This window comes from Pararhizobium arenae (assembly GCF_001931685.1).
In the GTDB taxonomy this organism is placed as follows: Bacteria; Pseudomonadota; Alphaproteobacteria; order Rhizobiales; family Rhizobiaceae; genus Pararhizobium; species Pararhizobium arenae.
Genome location: NZ_MOOY01000001.1, coordinates 343,275 through 357,061, shown reverse-complemented (window position 1 = coordinate 357,061; position 13,787 = coordinate 343,275). Strand labels below are relative to the sequence as shown.

11 protein-coding genes are annotated in these 13,787 nt (G+C 60.1%); 5 read left to right on the top strand and 6 right to left on the bottom strand.

The features are described 5' to 3' along the window. Positions 1-14 precede the first annotated feature (14 nt). The 3 genes from BLX89_RS01770 to BLX89_RS01760 form a co-directional block, all read right to left on the bottom strand. Positions 15-1,385, bottom strand: coding sequence for an MlaD family protein (locus tag BLX89_RS01770; RefSeq protein WP_075288922.1), 1,371 nt, complete (start codon positions 1,383-1,385; stop codon positions 15-17). Positions 1,386-1,456: 71 nt separating this feature from the next. Further along, on the bottom strand, positions 1,457-2,299 hold the full coding sequence (locus tag BLX89_RS01765) for an ABC transporter ATP-binding protein (RefSeq protein ID WP_083637296.1): 843 nt from the start codon (positions 2,297-2,299) through the stop codon (positions 1,457-1,459). A gap of 20 nt (positions 2,300-2,319) precedes the next feature. Then, positions 2,320-3,474, bottom strand: coding sequence for an MlaE family ABC transporter permease (locus tag BLX89_RS01760; protein ID WP_245292739.1), 1,155 nt, complete (start codon positions 3,472-3,474; stop codon positions 2,320-2,322). A gap of 113 nt (positions 3,475-3,587) precedes the next feature. Between BLX89_RS01760 and dgcA the strand changes: the two genes are divergently transcribed. Then, positions 3,588-4,571: an N-acetyl-D-Glu racemase DgcA gene (gene dgcA / locus BLX89_RS01755; protein WP_075289228.1), complete on the top strand. Its 984-nt coding sequence runs from the start codon at positions 3,588-3,590 to the stop codon at positions 4,569-4,571. On the opposite strand, the gene BLX89_RS01750 is transcribed toward dgcA, so the two are convergent. Both BLX89_RS01750 and BLX89_RS01745 read right to left on the bottom strand, forming a co-directional pair. After that, positions 4,541-5,743 carry an MFS transporter gene (locus BLX89_RS01750; protein WP_075288920.1) on the bottom strand — a complete coding sequence of 401 codons (1,203 nt, stop codon included), beginning with the start codon at positions 5,741-5,743 and terminating at the stop codon, positions 4,541-4,543. The two genes, dgcA and BLX89_RS01750, sit on opposite strands and share 31 nt — an antisense overlap. Positions 5,744-5,856: 113 nt before the next feature. Next, positions 5,857-6,693 (bottom strand): UDP-2,3-diacylglucosamine diphosphatase, encoded by an 837-nt coding sequence (locus BLX89_RS01745; RefSeq protein ID WP_075288919.1) that lies wholly within the window; start codon positions 6,691-6,693, stop codon positions 5,857-5,859. Between the two features lie 183 nt (positions 6,694-6,876). Here BLX89_RS01745 and BLX89_RS01740 point away from each other — a divergent pair, with 183 nt between their 5' ends. The 4 genes from BLX89_RS01740 (at position 6,877) to BLX89_RS01725 (ending at position 12,132) form a co-directional block, all read left to right on the top strand. After that, positions 6,877-9,204, top strand: a complete 2,328-nt coding sequence (locus BLX89_RS01740) for an NADP-dependent malic enzyme (protein ID WP_075288918.1) — start codon at positions 6,877-6,879, stop codon at positions 9,202-9,204. Positions 9,205-9,322: 118 nt separating this feature from the next. After that, positions 9,323-10,072: a helix-turn-helix transcriptional regulator gene (locus tag BLX89_RS01735; RefSeq protein WP_075289227.1), complete on the top strand. Its 750-nt coding sequence runs from the start codon at positions 9,323-9,325 to the stop codon at positions 10,070-10,072. Positions 10,073-10,222: 150 nt separating this feature from the next. Next, positions 10,223-10,864, top strand: a complete 642-nt coding sequence (locus BLX89_RS01730; protein WP_075288917.1) for an acyl-homoserine-lactone synthase — start codon at positions 10,223-10,225, stop codon at positions 10,862-10,864. 203 nt (positions 10,865-11,067) lie between these two features. Further along, complete coding sequence (locus tag BLX89_RS01725; protein WP_143523412.1) at positions 11,068-12,132, top strand: DUF2865 domain-containing protein; 1,065 nt, start codon at positions 11,068-11,070, stop codon at positions 12,130-12,132. A gap of 42 nt (positions 12,133-12,174) precedes the next feature. Here the strand turns inward: BLX89_RS01725 and BLX89_RS01720 are convergent, their stop codons facing one another. Continuing rightward, a complete protein-coding gene (locus tag BLX89_RS01720; RefSeq protein ID WP_083637294.1) occupies positions 12,175-13,689 on the bottom strand; it encodes a diguanylate cyclase domain-containing protein in 1,515 nt (504 codons plus the stop codon). Between the last annotated feature and the right edge of the window lie 98 nt (positions 13,690-13,787).

Sequence of the window (13,787 nt, the reverse complement as noted above, 5' to 3'; positions counted from 1 at the left end):
GCTCTGCATCAAGATCAGCGGCGATTGCGACCGTTGTACTGCTTCACCGTCTCGCCACCGAAAATCAGCCGCTGCGGGTCCTTGTCAAAGGTTGTGATGGTATTGTCGAGCGACTGCACCGTACGCCGTGTCTCGCTGACCAGAGCCTCGATATCGCGCAGGCCCGACCCGGAGAACCGCTTCAGGTTATCGCCGATCGGGCCGATCTGGGCATTGAGATTGTCCGCAACGGCGCGGAAGGAGGCCAGTGTCGACCGTGCATCAGCTGAAAGCGATGGCGCGTCGGCATCGCCGAGGAAGCCGTCCAGCTTGACGAGGATGCCATCAACCCGGCTGGAGGCGGCATTGAGCTTGTTGGCCATCTGGGTGACGTCGGTGATCGTCTGGTCGATATCCTTCTGCCGGGCCGTGATCGTATCGGCGAAACCGGAAATCGAAGCGATCGTCCTGCGTGCGTCGGCACTTGCAGATGACACATCGTTGACGATCGTGCCGATCTTCTGCGGATCGACGGATGATATGAGATTGTCCACCTTGCCAAGCGTCGTGTTGGCGGTCTCGCCAAAGCGCTGATAGGTCTCGACCGTATTGCGTACGGAAGCCAGGGTCTCAGATACGGTACCGGATGCGGCCGCGAGATCATCCGACATTTTCGAGACGTTGGTGACGATGTGATCGATCTTCTTGGGATCGACAGCCTTCACGATCTCTTCCGCCGATGCCAAAGTCGTATCCAGACGCTGCGAGGCCGCTGTCAGCGATGTCGAAAGCGAGCTCACGCTTTCCAGAAACTGATCGATGCCGTCGGCGTTCTCGGCCAGCGACTGGGAGAAGCGATCAGCGTTGCTGATGGTGCTGGTGAGCGGGCCACGCACGTCCTTCACGAAACCCTCGATTTCACCAATCGCATTGTTGGCGCGGTCGAGAATCTTGTCTGCGGTCGCCAGAAGACTCGTCACGCTCGATTGATCCGCGACCATATGGGCGCTGGTGCCTTTTTCGAGCGCGGTCTTCAGGATATTTTCATCGCCCTTGTTGCCGCCGCTGAGTTCAATATAGGCCGCACCGGTCAGACCCTGGATTTCAAGCATCGCTTTGGTCGATTTCAGGACCGGCGCTTCGACGGAAACCTGCGTGACCGCAACGGAATAGCGCGGGTCGTTGGAGTTGATCGCGAGGTTGCGCACCGAGCCGACGGGAATGCCGTTGAAGCGCACCGGGGAGCCGACGCTGAGACCATTGGCCGAGCCGGGGATACTGATGACCAGTTCCACCATTTCGCCGCTGCGGCCATACTGCGACATCCAGTAGACGAAGCCGAAGGCGGCAAAGATGACCATGACGGTAAAAAATCCGACGATGGTGTAGTTCGCTTTGGTTTCCATTCCCGACGCTTACCTCGCGGCCCTCTGCGGCCCTGCTTCAAATCGACTTTCCGCCAAAAGCGGCGCTGCACTCAGGCATCCTTGTCCTTCGCGCGAACAATGGAGCGAGCTCGCTTGCCCCGGAAATAGGATTTCACCCATTCTTCGTCGCAGGCGAGCATGTCTTCTATCGTGCCTTCGACAAGCACCTTCTTCTGGCCCAGAACCGCGATACGGTCGCAGACCGAGAAAAGGCTGTCGAGGTCGTGAGTCACCATATACACGGTCAAACCAAGGGTGTCGCGCAGTTTGGCAATCAGATTGTCAAACTCCGCCGCACCGATCGGGTCGAGACCCGAGGTCGGCTCGTCGAGAAACACGAGATCGGGATCGAGCGCCAGCGCCCGCGCCAGCGCCGCACGCTTGATCATACCGCCGGAAAGCTCCGAGGGATATCTGTCCGCGGCCTCCGGCGCGAGCCCGACCATATCGATCTTCAGCCGGGCCAGTTCGTCCATCATCTCCTGCGGCAAGTTCAGATATTCCCGCATCGGCACCTGGATATTTTCGCGCACCGTCAAGGACGAAAACAGCGCGCCGTGCTGGAACAGCACGCCAAGGCGCGTATCGAGTATGATGCGCTCTTCTTCGCTCACCTTGTCATATTCCGAGCCAAGGATGCTTATAGTGCCGGATTGTTTCGGCAGAAGACGCAGAACCGTGCGCATCAGCACCGACTTGCCGGCGCCGGAGGCCCCGACAAAGCCCAGGATCTCGCCGCGATAGATATCGAGATCGAGATGATCCAGCACCACATTCGAACCGAATGCGACAGTAAGCCCTTTCACAGAAAGAATGATTTCCCGTTCATCCGGTGTTTCAACCGGGGGATTGTCTCCGCGCGTCGTGTCGGTCTCGGTGCGGTGCGGCTGCATCTCTTGGTGTTCCCCGTCCATCAGAAATCGATCGCCGCGTAGAACATGGCAAAGAGGCCATCGACCATGATGACCACGAAAATCGCCTTCACCACCGATTGCGTCACATGGGAGCCCAGCGATTCGGCGCTGCCCCCCACCTTCATGCCTTCCACGGCGGCAACGACCCCGATGATCAAAGCCATGAAGGGCGCCTTGATCATGCCCGCGAGCACGGAGGAAAAATCCACCGCCTCCTGAAGGCGCGCAAGGAAGGTTGCGAACGTGATGCCCGAATAACTCCAGGCGACGATCGCCGCGCCCGTGAGTGCCGCGAAATTGGCAATGATCGTCAGAAGCGGCAGGGCAATCGTGAGCGCAACCAGACGCGGGAAGACCAGAACGCCGATCGGGCTCAAGCCCATCACCTTCAGCGCATCGATCTCCTCGCGCATCTTCATCGAGCCGATTTCGGCCGTGATGGCGCTCCCGGAACGGCCGGCAATCATGATGGCCGTCAGAAGCACGCCGATTTCACGCAACTGCAGGATACCGACGAGATCGACCACGAACAGCTCGGCGCCAAAGTATCTAAGCTGGAAGGCGCCCTGCTGGGCAATGATCGCACCGATCAGGAAGGACATCAGGGTAATGATCGGTACCGCCTGCACCCCCATCTTGTCGATCTGGTTGACGATAGCCGCTGGCGACAGGCCGCTATGGCGACCGAGTTTCATCTGCGCGCCACGGACCGCCGAGCCGAGGATAAACAGCGCCGCGACCGTATCGGACCAGGTTGCGGCCATAACCTTGCCGATCGGCGCAAAGATGCGATCCGCAAGAGACGGAGGCTTCGGCTTTTCTTCCGCAGGTTCCGGCAATGTCGGGGGCATCGCCTCGACAAGTTCTATATAGCGCCTTGCATCGCCGGCAAGCCGGACGCCGGCCTGCTCCCCGCCGATCTTTTCCATGAACCGCCGGATCAGCCACGCACCGGCCGTATCCATGGCCGTGACGTCGTCGAGATTGATCTCGCCGGCCGCCTTTTCACCCCTCGCGATATCGTCGAGCCGTCGTGCGGCCTCCGGCGCGGCAACGTTTCGCCATTCTCCGGTGAAGCGATAGAGCCGAGGCCCACCGTCCGCCGCCTCGACCAGCGTCACGTCGGCATCTGTCGTCCGTTTGGATTGCATCACGTCTGTTTGGTCTTCCGCCGCTGGCTGCATTTGATAAAACGTGAACGACTCATAGCTGCTCAGGGTCGATCTGTCACCGATTGATGCTGCCCTGCAAGACACAGGAGATGACGGTGAGCCGCAAAGTTTCAATTGCCGTCGAACATTTTCCCATCGCCGGAACATTTACCATCTCGCGCGGCAGCAAGACCGAAGCCTCGGTCGTCACTTGCCGCATCACCGAGGATGGCGCGAGCGGCATTGGCGAATGCGTGCCGTATGCCCGCTACGGCGAGACCATCGAAAGCGTTGTCGCCCAGATCGAATCGGCATCGGCCGACATTCAAGCCGGCATGGGGCGTGAGGAACTCAACCGGCGCATGCCCGCCGGTGCCGCCCGCAATGCCATGGATTGCGCCCTTTGGGACCTTGAGGCGAAAAAGAGTGGCGCAACCGTCGCCAGCCGGGTCTGCGCAAAGCCTCCGAAGCCGTTGACGACGGCCTATACGATCTCACTCGGGGAACCCGCTGCGATGGCCGCCCAGGCGGCCATCTGGTCGCACCGCACCCTCTTGAAGGTCAAGGTCGGCACACCGGACGATCGCTCGCGCATTCGCGCGGTGCGGGCCGCAGCCCCGGCCAGCGACATCATCCTTGATGCGAACGAGGGGTGGACCCCGCGTACACTTGAAATGCATTTCGATGTCTGCGTGGAAGCCGGTATCGCGCTGATCGAGCAACCGCTTCCCTCCGATGACGACGCAGCGCTCGCCTCGATCGCCCGTCCCGTGAAAATCTGCGCCGACGAAAGCGTGCACAAGACCGAAGACCTGGCGGCCCTCGTCTATCGTTATGATGCCGTCAACATCAAGCTGGACAAGACGGGCGGCTTGACCGAAGGGTTGCGGATGCGCGCCGCGGCGCAGGCCCTGGACCTCCAGGTGATGATCGGCTGTATGGTCGGAACGTCGCTGGGCATGGCACCGGCCGTTCTTCTCGCGCAAGGGGCGGATTTCGTCGATCTCGACGGTCCCCTGCTGCTCGCGAAGGATCGTCATCACGGCCTGCATTACGACGGATCGCTCGTCTATCCTCCAACCACAGGCCTCTGGGGCTGAAGCACATAGGATGCGAAGGCAGCGGCGCATCCGACAAACGCGACGGCCGACATGGCATAGAAGCCATCGACGCCGTACCAGGCGTAAAGATAGCCCGAGGCAAATGTGAAGATCGCGGTGAAAATGCCGGTATAGAAGAAATAGAGCCCTTGAGCGGAGGCCTCCAGTTCTTCGGGAACCCGCTCCACCAGTTTGTTTTGCATGCCGGTATGCATGATCGCATAGGTGAAGGCGTGAAAACACTGGAGCATGAAGTAGCCGCCAAAGCCGAGATCCATCGGAAACAGAAGCCAGCGCACGACGGCCAAGCCACAACCTGAAAAGATCATGGTCCAGATGCTGATGCGGCGGATGATCGGTTTGGCGCAGGCGAACATGATGACCTCCGCCGCCACGCCGGCACTCCAAAGAAGGCCAATCTGCGTGCCGCTCAAACCGATGTTCTGCCAGTAGATCGCCGAAAACGCGAAAAGCATCGCATGGCTCCCGTTGACGAGCGTCACACCGATCAGCAGCAATTGCAGGTCGAGCTTCTGCAGCGTCTTTGGCGGGGCTTCGGTGAGCGTCGTCAATGTCGAGGGCCGGCGCGGGCGCCCGACCTTCGGCGCGAAGAAGGTCGTTGCGACCATCAGCGCGAAACCGCCGGCCATCGCCGGGATCACCATGCCGTCGCCAAACCAGCCCATCATCTCGCCGCCCAGCATCGTCGCGCCGATAAAGGCGATCGAGCCCCAGACGCGCATGCGGGCATAGTCAAAGCCCCAGCGGCGCACACCCGTCAGCGCGATTGCCTCAACGATCGGGACATAGGGCGAATAAACCGCCCCCTGCAGCGCATAGATGATCAGGACGAACCAGAAGGCGTGGGAGACGAAAAGCGCCAGCGCCGTCAGCAGCGATAGAACGGCAGACCATATCAGCACTTTCGAGCGCTCGCCGATCCGGTCGGCCAAAGCTCCGGCAAGCGGTGCCGTGAAAACGCGCACGAACATCGGCACCGAAAGGATAATGCCAATCTCGAAATCCGTCAGCGACAGCGTATGCAGCCAGATCGGAAAAAACGGCATCGCGAAACCGTTTACGATCAAGGGCGCGCAAAAGAGCAAGGCGATGCGCGGCACAAAACGAGCCGGCGCATCCTCGCGATAAGGAGGCTCAGACGAGGGAATCATGGGAGGACCTGACGTTACGGCCAAGCCTTAGCACAGCCTTTGCGAGCGCCGCCATAAGATCGGGCTATTGCATGCAAGAATCCGCTACAGTGACACCGAAGTGCAACTTAGATTTAGGCTGCCTCACGCTCGCGAAGCACATCTGAGACCGGCACCAGCGCGACGTCCTTCTTCGGAGCAGGCAGGCCGGCCATCTGACGCCAGGTGATCAGTTCCATCGTGCCGTCCTGGTGCTCGGCAACGGCGGTGCAGCTTTCCACCCAGTCCCCGGTGTTGATGTAGCGGATATCGTCCATCTGATCGATCACGGCATGGTGGATATGGCCGCAGATGACGCCATCGACGCCGCTGCGGCGGGCTTCTTCCGCCACCACCTTCTGGAACTCGCCGATGAAATTGACGGCGTGCTTGACCTGCAGCTTTGCCCAGGCCGAAAACGACCAGTACGGAAGCCCAAGCCGGCGGCGAACCGCCGAAAGAACCACATTGATCGCAATTGCGGTGTCGTAGGCCCAGTCGCCGAGATAGGCGAGTACGCGGGCATTGCGCACCACGACATCGAACTCATCGCCATGAAGAACAAGGTAGCGGCGGCCGTCGCCGGCTTCATGGATGTGGCGATTGGCGACTTCGATGCCGCCGAAATGAACGCCCGGAAAGTCCCGCATGAACTCGTCGTGATTTCCTGGGATGTAGATGATGCGGGTTCCCTTGCGCGCCTTGCGCAGAAGTTTCTGCACGACATCATTGCAGGGTTGGGGCCAGTACCAGCTTCGCTTCAGCCGCCATCCATCCACGATGTCGCCCACCAGAATGATGGTGTCCGCATCATGCAGGCGAAGGAAATCGAGCAGAAAATCCGTCTTGGCGGCTTTCGAGCCGAGATGAACATCCGAAATGAACAGCGTCCGATAGCGTCGGGTCTCGGGGGCGATATCGATGTCGGTCATGGATCTGTCTCGCTTTTTGCCTTCCTGTCTTAATGACAGCCTAAAACCAGACTCGTGTTTCAGGAGAATGACAGCGCCTGTGGCGAACTTCGCTAAGGGAGCTTCCGCCGTGCCCACAAAAAACTGTACGCCGCAGAATTTTCATGAAAAAAGGGCCGCGTCCAACCGATGGGGATTGCAAGAATGACGATGGCTGACAGGGGCAAGGGCCCGCAGGTTCCAACAAGCGGCGATCTGGATGAACAGGCACTGTTCTTCCACCGCTATCCGCGCCCGGGTAAACTTGAGATCCAGCCCATCAAGCCGCTTGGCAACCAGCGCGACCTCGCGCTCGCCTATTCGCCGGGCGTCGCCGCCCCGTGTCTTGCCATCCGCGACAACCCGGAGACCGCCGCCGACTACACCGCGCGCGCCAATCTCGTTGCCGTCGTGTCCAACGGCTCGGCCGTGCTTGGCCTCGGCAATATCGGCCCGCTGGCATCCAAGCCCGTAATGGAGGGCAAGGCCGTTCTCTTCAAGAAATTTGCCGGCATCGACGTCTTCGATATCGAGATCGACGCCCCGGGCATCGAGCGCATGGTCGATGTCGTCTCAGCCCTGGAACCGACCTTCGGTGGCATCAACCTGGAAGACATCAAGGCTCCGGAATGTTTTGAAGTCGAGCGCCAGCTGCGCGAGAAGATGCAGATCCCGGTCTTCCACGATGACCAGCACGGCACCGCCATCATCGTCGCGGCAGCAATCCTCAACGGACTGGAGCTCGCCGGAAAGGATATCGCCACCGCCAAGATCGTGACCTCGGGAGCCGGCGCGGCAGCGCTTGCCTGCCTCAACCTTCTGGTCACGCTCGGCGCGAAACGCGAGAACATCTGGGTGCACGATCTCGAGGGTCTCGTCTATGTCGGCCGCGAAGTGCTGATGGACGAATGGAAGTCGGTCTATGCCCAGCCGAGCGACAAGCGCGTCCTGGCCGACAGCATCGGCGGCGCCGACGTATTCCTTGGCCTTTCGGCGGCCGGCGTTCTGAAGCCGGAGTTGCTCGTGCAGATGGCGGAAAAGCCGCTGATCATGGCACTGGCAAACCCGAACCCGGAAATCATGCCGGAAGTCGCCCGCGCCGCCCGCCCGGATGCGATGATCTGCACGGGTCGATCTGATTTCCCCAACCAGGTCAACAATGTCCTCTGCTTCCCCTATATCTTCCGCGGTGCGCTGGATTGCGGCGCGCGCACGATCAACGAGGAAATGAAGATGGCGGCGGTGCGCGCCATCGCAGCACTCGCCCGCGAGGAACCCTCCGACGTCGCAGCGCGCGCCTACACCGGCGACACCCCGATCTTCGGTCCGGACTATCTGATCCCCTCGCCGTTCGACCAGCGGCTGATCCTGCGCATCGCACCGGCGGTCGCTAAGGCGGCGGCCGATAGCGGCGTCGCCGCACGGCCTATTACCGATTTCGATGCGTATCTCGATCAGCTGAACCGATTCGTCTTCCGCTCGGGCTTCATCATGAAGCCGATTTTCGCCGCGGCGAAAAATGCTGCGAAAAACCGCGTGATCTTTGCCGAAGGCGAAGACGAGCGCGTGCTGCGTGCCGCCCAGGTTTTGCTTGAAGAAGGCACGGCACGCCCGATCCTCATCGGGCGACCGAACATCATCGAGACGCGCCTCAAGCGCTACGGCCTGCGCATCCGTCCCGATACGGATTTCGAGGTCGTCAATCCGGAAGGCGACCCCCGCTACCGGGATTATGTCGATGATTACTTTGGACTGGTAGGCCGCCTGGGCGTCATCCCGGAAGCGGCGCGTACGATCGTCCGCACCAACACCACCGTCATCGGCGCGCTGGCGCTTCGGCGCGGCGAAGCCGATGCCCTCATCTGCGGCGTGGAAGGCCGTTACAGCCGCCACCTGCGCGACGTGTCCCAGATCATCGGCAAGCGCGAAGGTGTTCTCGATTTCTCCGCCCTCAGCCTGCTGATCTCGCAGCGCGGCGCGACCTTCATGACCGACACTTACGTCACCTTCAATCCGACCGCCGAGGAAATCGCACAGAAGACCGTCATGGCCGCCCAGGAAATCCGGCGCTTCGGCATTACCCCGCGTGCTGCCCTGGTCTCGCACTCGAATTTCGGGTCGCGCGATTCCGAGAGCGCCTTCAAGATGCGTCGCGCCATCGAGATCGTCCGCGAACTGGCGCCCGATCTGGAGGCCGATGGCGAAATGCACGGGGATTCCGCAATCTCCGAATTCCTGCGTCGTCGCGTCATGCCGAACAGCACGCTCACCGGCGAAGCCAACCTGCTCGTGTTCCCCAACCTTGATGCGGCCAATATCACGCTTGGCGTCGTCAAGACGATGAGCGAAGGTTTGCATGTCGGCCCGATTCTGCTGGGAACCGCACTCCCCGCCCATATCCTGTCGCCATCGGTCACGTCCCGCGGCGTTGTGAATATGGCAGCGCTTGCCGTGGTAGAGGCTTCGCACCCGTCGGAATCTGTGCCGAAATGAGCATTAAATACAACTTTGAATTAGTTCTAAAGAAAGTTTCATATTAACCGACGATTGAACTAGACAAGTATAAAAATGGTTTGCATGCTGAAACCCTTGAAATAAAAGGGTGTTCAGCATGACCGATCAACGGGCATATTTTGACTTGCTGGACGTTATGGACAGCGGACAACATATTGGTCACACGCGGTTTTTCGCACTCATGCGAAAATCCTTCCGCGTTGCAAACCTTCTTTATCTCGATGCAGACCTCACGCGCTCGGGCATGAGCATTCATCGCCTGCATTGCACCGCATCGACCGAAACCGTCAACGAGTGGTTGCATCGCGATTTTTCACATATCTCTCCCGTACTGAGTGCACTCACCAACTCCGTACGCCCGGTTGACTGGCTGACGGCACGCAAGCTCAACCCGCAGATCGAACCGCACCTCTCGGCGGTCGAGCGAAGGGGCGTCAATATCGTGGGCGTGACTTTGCCGCTCGCAACCCCGATGCGCCGCATGGCTTTCCTTGCGATCCAGTCGGATATGCCCGCCTGCGAATGGCCAGCCTACAGCCGATGCCACCTGCGGGACTTCCAGCATCTGGCCAACCTCTTCCATGCGGGCGAGATCGAGGATGACGTGCGCCGCAGTGCGATGATCGACATCTCCAGCGATATCAGGGCCGCCCTGACGAACCGCGAGACGGAAGTGCTGGGATGGGCCGCCGCTGGCAAAAGCTACTGGGAAATAGCCCGCATCCTCGGGATCAGTGAACGCACCGTGCGCTTCTTCATGACCAACGCCCGCCGCAAGCTGAATGTCGTGTCCAACACGCAGGCCGTTGCCCAGGCCGTCCGGCAAGACCTCATACCGACCTTCTGATCTGCAACTCCCCACCTCCCGCGATGAATAGAGCCCTGCTGGGGCTCTATTTTGCACGGCGGCGTGCATGCCGCACCTGTCGCTACCGACAGTTTTAGCGCCCCCTGAAAACTGACAGCCTTTGCTCCATTCCCACCAAGGAGCAACACAATGATCAGAATCTTCAACAGCCGTACGGCAAAAGCCAATCCCGGCGAAATCGACGCGATGTTCAAGCTGCGCAAACGTGTTTTCCATGACTTCCTCAAATGGGACGTCTCTGTTCGTGGTGAATGGGAGATCGACAACTACGACGCGGCCAATCCGCTTTATGTGCTTTCCTATTCCGAAACCGGCCGTTTGCGCGGCTCCCTGCGGCTACTGCCGACGCTAGGCCCGAACATGCTGGATGACACGTTTCCCATCCTTCTGGACGGCAGCCCGGAAATCCGCAGTACCTCGGTCTGGGAATCCAGCCGCTTCTGCATCGATCCGGAAATCTCGCAGGATCGCGCCTCCAATCAGGTGACGATCGCAGCCGCCGAGCTGATGTGCGGTGTCGGCGAACTCAGCCTCGCCTCAGGCCTTAGCCATATCGTGACAGTCACGGATGTCTTTCTGGAGCGGATGTTCAGACGCATGGGTTGCCCCGGCGAGCGGATCGGCGCTCCGCATCGCATCGGCTCGGTCTTTGCCGTTGCCGTCGCCTGGGAAGTGACCGACGATCTTCTGGAACGGATGAAAGCCGTTGCTGCGATCGATGGTACGGTACTTGAACAGGCGATGTCACTGGAAACCGCCCGCGCGGCTTAATCTTTTGCTCGACAGGCAGGCCTCGCAGAACCGAACCTGCGGGGCCTGCTTTTCTCCATAGGCAGGCCAAGTTCCTGCCGCCTGTTAACATTGTCGCCAAAGCCGCGTTGCACCGTCATGGAATGACGCTATGATACCGCTGAAAGTCGGGGTGAAGGCATTGTCCGCCGCTGTTCCCCGCAAAGTTTCAGGCGATTGCAAACGTGCGGTTTTGTTCGACTTCGATAGCGGCTCTCGCGGCCGTCATTCTACTGACGGCAGCCCAAGCCGCCGCGGCCTCGGCCGTTTGCGAACGGCTCAACGCCAAACTCAACGACCTGCCCCGCAACAACGTCATCTCAAACGCCAATCTGCGCGATTACGCGGCGGCAATTTCCCGCCAGAATCTCGATCTGCGTCAGGCACGCAGCGAAAGACGGCGAACTGGCTGCAATGCCGGCAGCGTGATCGTGGTCGGCAAGCCGTTGGACGCCAATTGCGACAATCTCGACGCCGTCATCGAGCAGATGGAAGCCAACCTCGACGATTTGAAGGCACGGCGGCAGAGCCTTGTCGGCGGCGGCAACGATGCCGTGCGTCGCCGCATCCTCGCCGCGCTCGACGTGAACCGCTGCGCCGAGGAACAGGACAAGCTTCTTCAGGCCGCGGCCGCGGAGCCGGAAACCCATCGCAATATCCTGAAAGATCTGCCGCCGATCCGCGACACCATTCTACTCGATCAAACCGAAGCGTCGGGTTTCGCCATTCCCGGCGACGACGGCAATGGCAGTCTTCGGACGATGTGTGTGCGCACCTGTGACGGTGCATTTTTCCCGATCTCTTCCAACGCCACGCCAGCTGATTTTCAACGGGACGCCGAGACCTGCCAACGACGCTGCCCGGGTTCGCAGACAGCGCTCTACTATCACGCGCTGGCAACGGAAGAGAGCGAGCAGATGATCTCGGCGGCGACAGGCGAGCCCTATATCGATCTGCCAACGGCGTTCGCCTACAAGACCCGCGATCCGAGCACAGCGGGACAATGCGGATGCGCAATTCCCCGAAACACAACGGCGAAACTTAGCACCCCGCAGCAGCAAGGCTCCATCGTCACGATCACGACGCCGAAAACTCAGGCGGAAGTCAACAGCGCCGTGCCGGAACGCCCCTACGATCCGGATGACAAGAAGGTGCGCATGGTCGGCCCCAGTTTCCTTCCCACGCAGGAAACCTCTATCGACCTGCACCATCCCAAGGGTCCAGGGTATCAACAACTTCAACCGAACTGAACCGTTGTCACCTGTCGATGAAGTTTGGTGCCGTAGCGAATGCTATGCGGCAACACCATCGGGTTGGTTTTGCTCGGTAGCGTCTACATCGTCAGCGGTGCGGACGCAGTTTCGGCCATTGGCTTTGGCACGATAGAGCGCCCGGTCTGCCGCCGGAACGATTTCCCGCGCGCTGACGCCATGTTTCGGCGCCGACGCCAATCCGACGCTGCAGCCGACGCACAGGAGTTGTCCATCAAAAGGCACTGGCGTCTGCGCATCGACAATCAGCGCGCGCGCCAACTGCATCGCCGATTCCTGCGATATCCCATGATCGAGAAGCACGGCAAATTCATCGCCGCCAAGACGAGCGACAATCCCCAGATCCCCTACGGTTGACGTAAATCGCTCCGCCAGCACCTTGAGGAGCGCATCGCCGGCCGGATGGCCATAGGTATCGTTGACCGCCTTGAACCGATCAAGGTCGATACACAGGAGACTGAAAGGACGCTCGGCGACACGAAGCGTCGCGGCAGCCAAGGCCTGATCGAAACCGGTGCGGTTGATCAGTCCGGTCAGACGATCGTGGCGGGCCTGGTGGCGGTTTTCCGCCTCGCTCGCCTCAAGCGCTGAAACCACCGCTCCGAAACGCAACGCTATGAACGTCATGACCAACGTCGCGATGAGGCCGATCACGATAACACTCGGCAATGTTTCGGAGCGCACGAAGCTGCCCGGTCGGCGCGGCGCCCACGCAGCGACCATGCAGGACGGGTCGCTGCAGTTGCCAAGCGTCACATGAATATCGCTCTCCGCGACATTGCGCACGGATGTAAAGGACAGCCGGGATATGCCGAGACGCTCCTCCACGTTGCGCAGCATAAGGTTGCTGAAGGGCTTGATCGTGATCATGAAGACCGGATCGCGCCGAAAGGCTGGAATGTGCAGATTTTCGGGCAAGACCGCCTGGACGACGACAATGCTGATGACGCCATCGATCAGACGGATATCCGTTGCATGGATACCGGGGACGGGCGCTTCCAGCGCAGCGCTGTCGCGCGCAGGTCTCATAACGCGCCAGCCGCTACCATCGGCAACGATACCGGCTTCATAGAGCCTGTCTGCCTCCTCCAGCAAATCACCAGCCCATCTCAGTATTCTGGTTCCTTCCTGTCGTCCAACCTTCAAGCCGTCCTTGACCGCCAGAAACGCTTCCGCTGACCTATCGGAAAAGATCATCCAGTTGAATCCAAAATCCTGCCACAGCCAGTCCGTCATCTCCTCCTTGATGAAGGTATCGCTGAGCGTTCCCTGTCCGAGTTCGGTATAGGTCTTGTTCCAAAAGGAGAGCTCGGCCTGATACTGCACGACAGCATCGATCTGATGCTGCAATTCGCCATCGACCAGCTTTCGTTCGGCGGTAAGACCGAAGCGATCGGCTTCATCGACCGAGCGATCAAGCACGACGGCAAGGCTGGCAACGATCATGAGAGCAAGTGCTGCACAGGCGACGTGGATCAGCACCACGGTGCGCCCGGTTCGCCGTCTTCCTGTCTGTGCTGCCGCGTTACGTCCCATGCCGACATCCCCTTCAGATGGCGCCCAGGTGCTCGTGGCTTTTGGCGACCATCTCAACCGGGATTCTGACGCCCGGTATTCGCGATAGTCGGTATATT

What these genes read in the sequence shown, in the direction of transcription:
- BLX89_RS01740 (WP_075288918.1), top strand. Translation starts at nt 6,877, where the DNA reads ATGACGATGGCTGACAGGGGCAAGGGCCCGCAGGTTCCAACAAGCGGC.
- BLX89_RS01720 (WP_083637294.1), bottom strand. Translation starts at nt 13,689, where the DNA reads ATGGGACGTAACGCGGCAGCACAGACAGGAAGACGGCGAACCGGGCGC.
- BLX89_RS01745 (WP_075288919.1), bottom strand. Translation starts at nt 6,693, where the DNA reads ATGACCGACATCGATATCGCCCCCGAGACCCGACGCTATCGGACGCTG.
- BLX89_RS01730 (WP_075288917.1), top strand. Translation starts at nt 10,223, where the DNA reads ATGATCAGAATCTTCAACAGCCGTACGGCAAAAGCCAATCCCGGCGAA.
- BLX89_RS01750 (WP_075288920.1), bottom strand. Translation starts at nt 5,743, where the DNA reads ATGATTCCCTCGTCTGAGCCTCCTTATCGCGAGGATGCGCCGGCTCGT.
- BLX89_RS01765 (WP_083637296.1), bottom strand. Translation starts at nt 2,299, where the DNA reads ATGCAGCCGCACCGCACCGAGACCGACACGACGCGCGGAGACAATCCC.
- BLX89_RS01770 (WP_075288922.1), bottom strand. Translation starts at nt 1,385, where the DNA reads ATGGAAACCAAAGCGAACTACACCATCGTCGGATTTTTTACCGTCATG.
- BLX89_RS01735 (WP_075289227.1), top strand. Translation starts at nt 9,323, where the DNA reads ATGACCGATCAACGGGCATATTTTGACTTGCTGGACGTTATGGACAGC.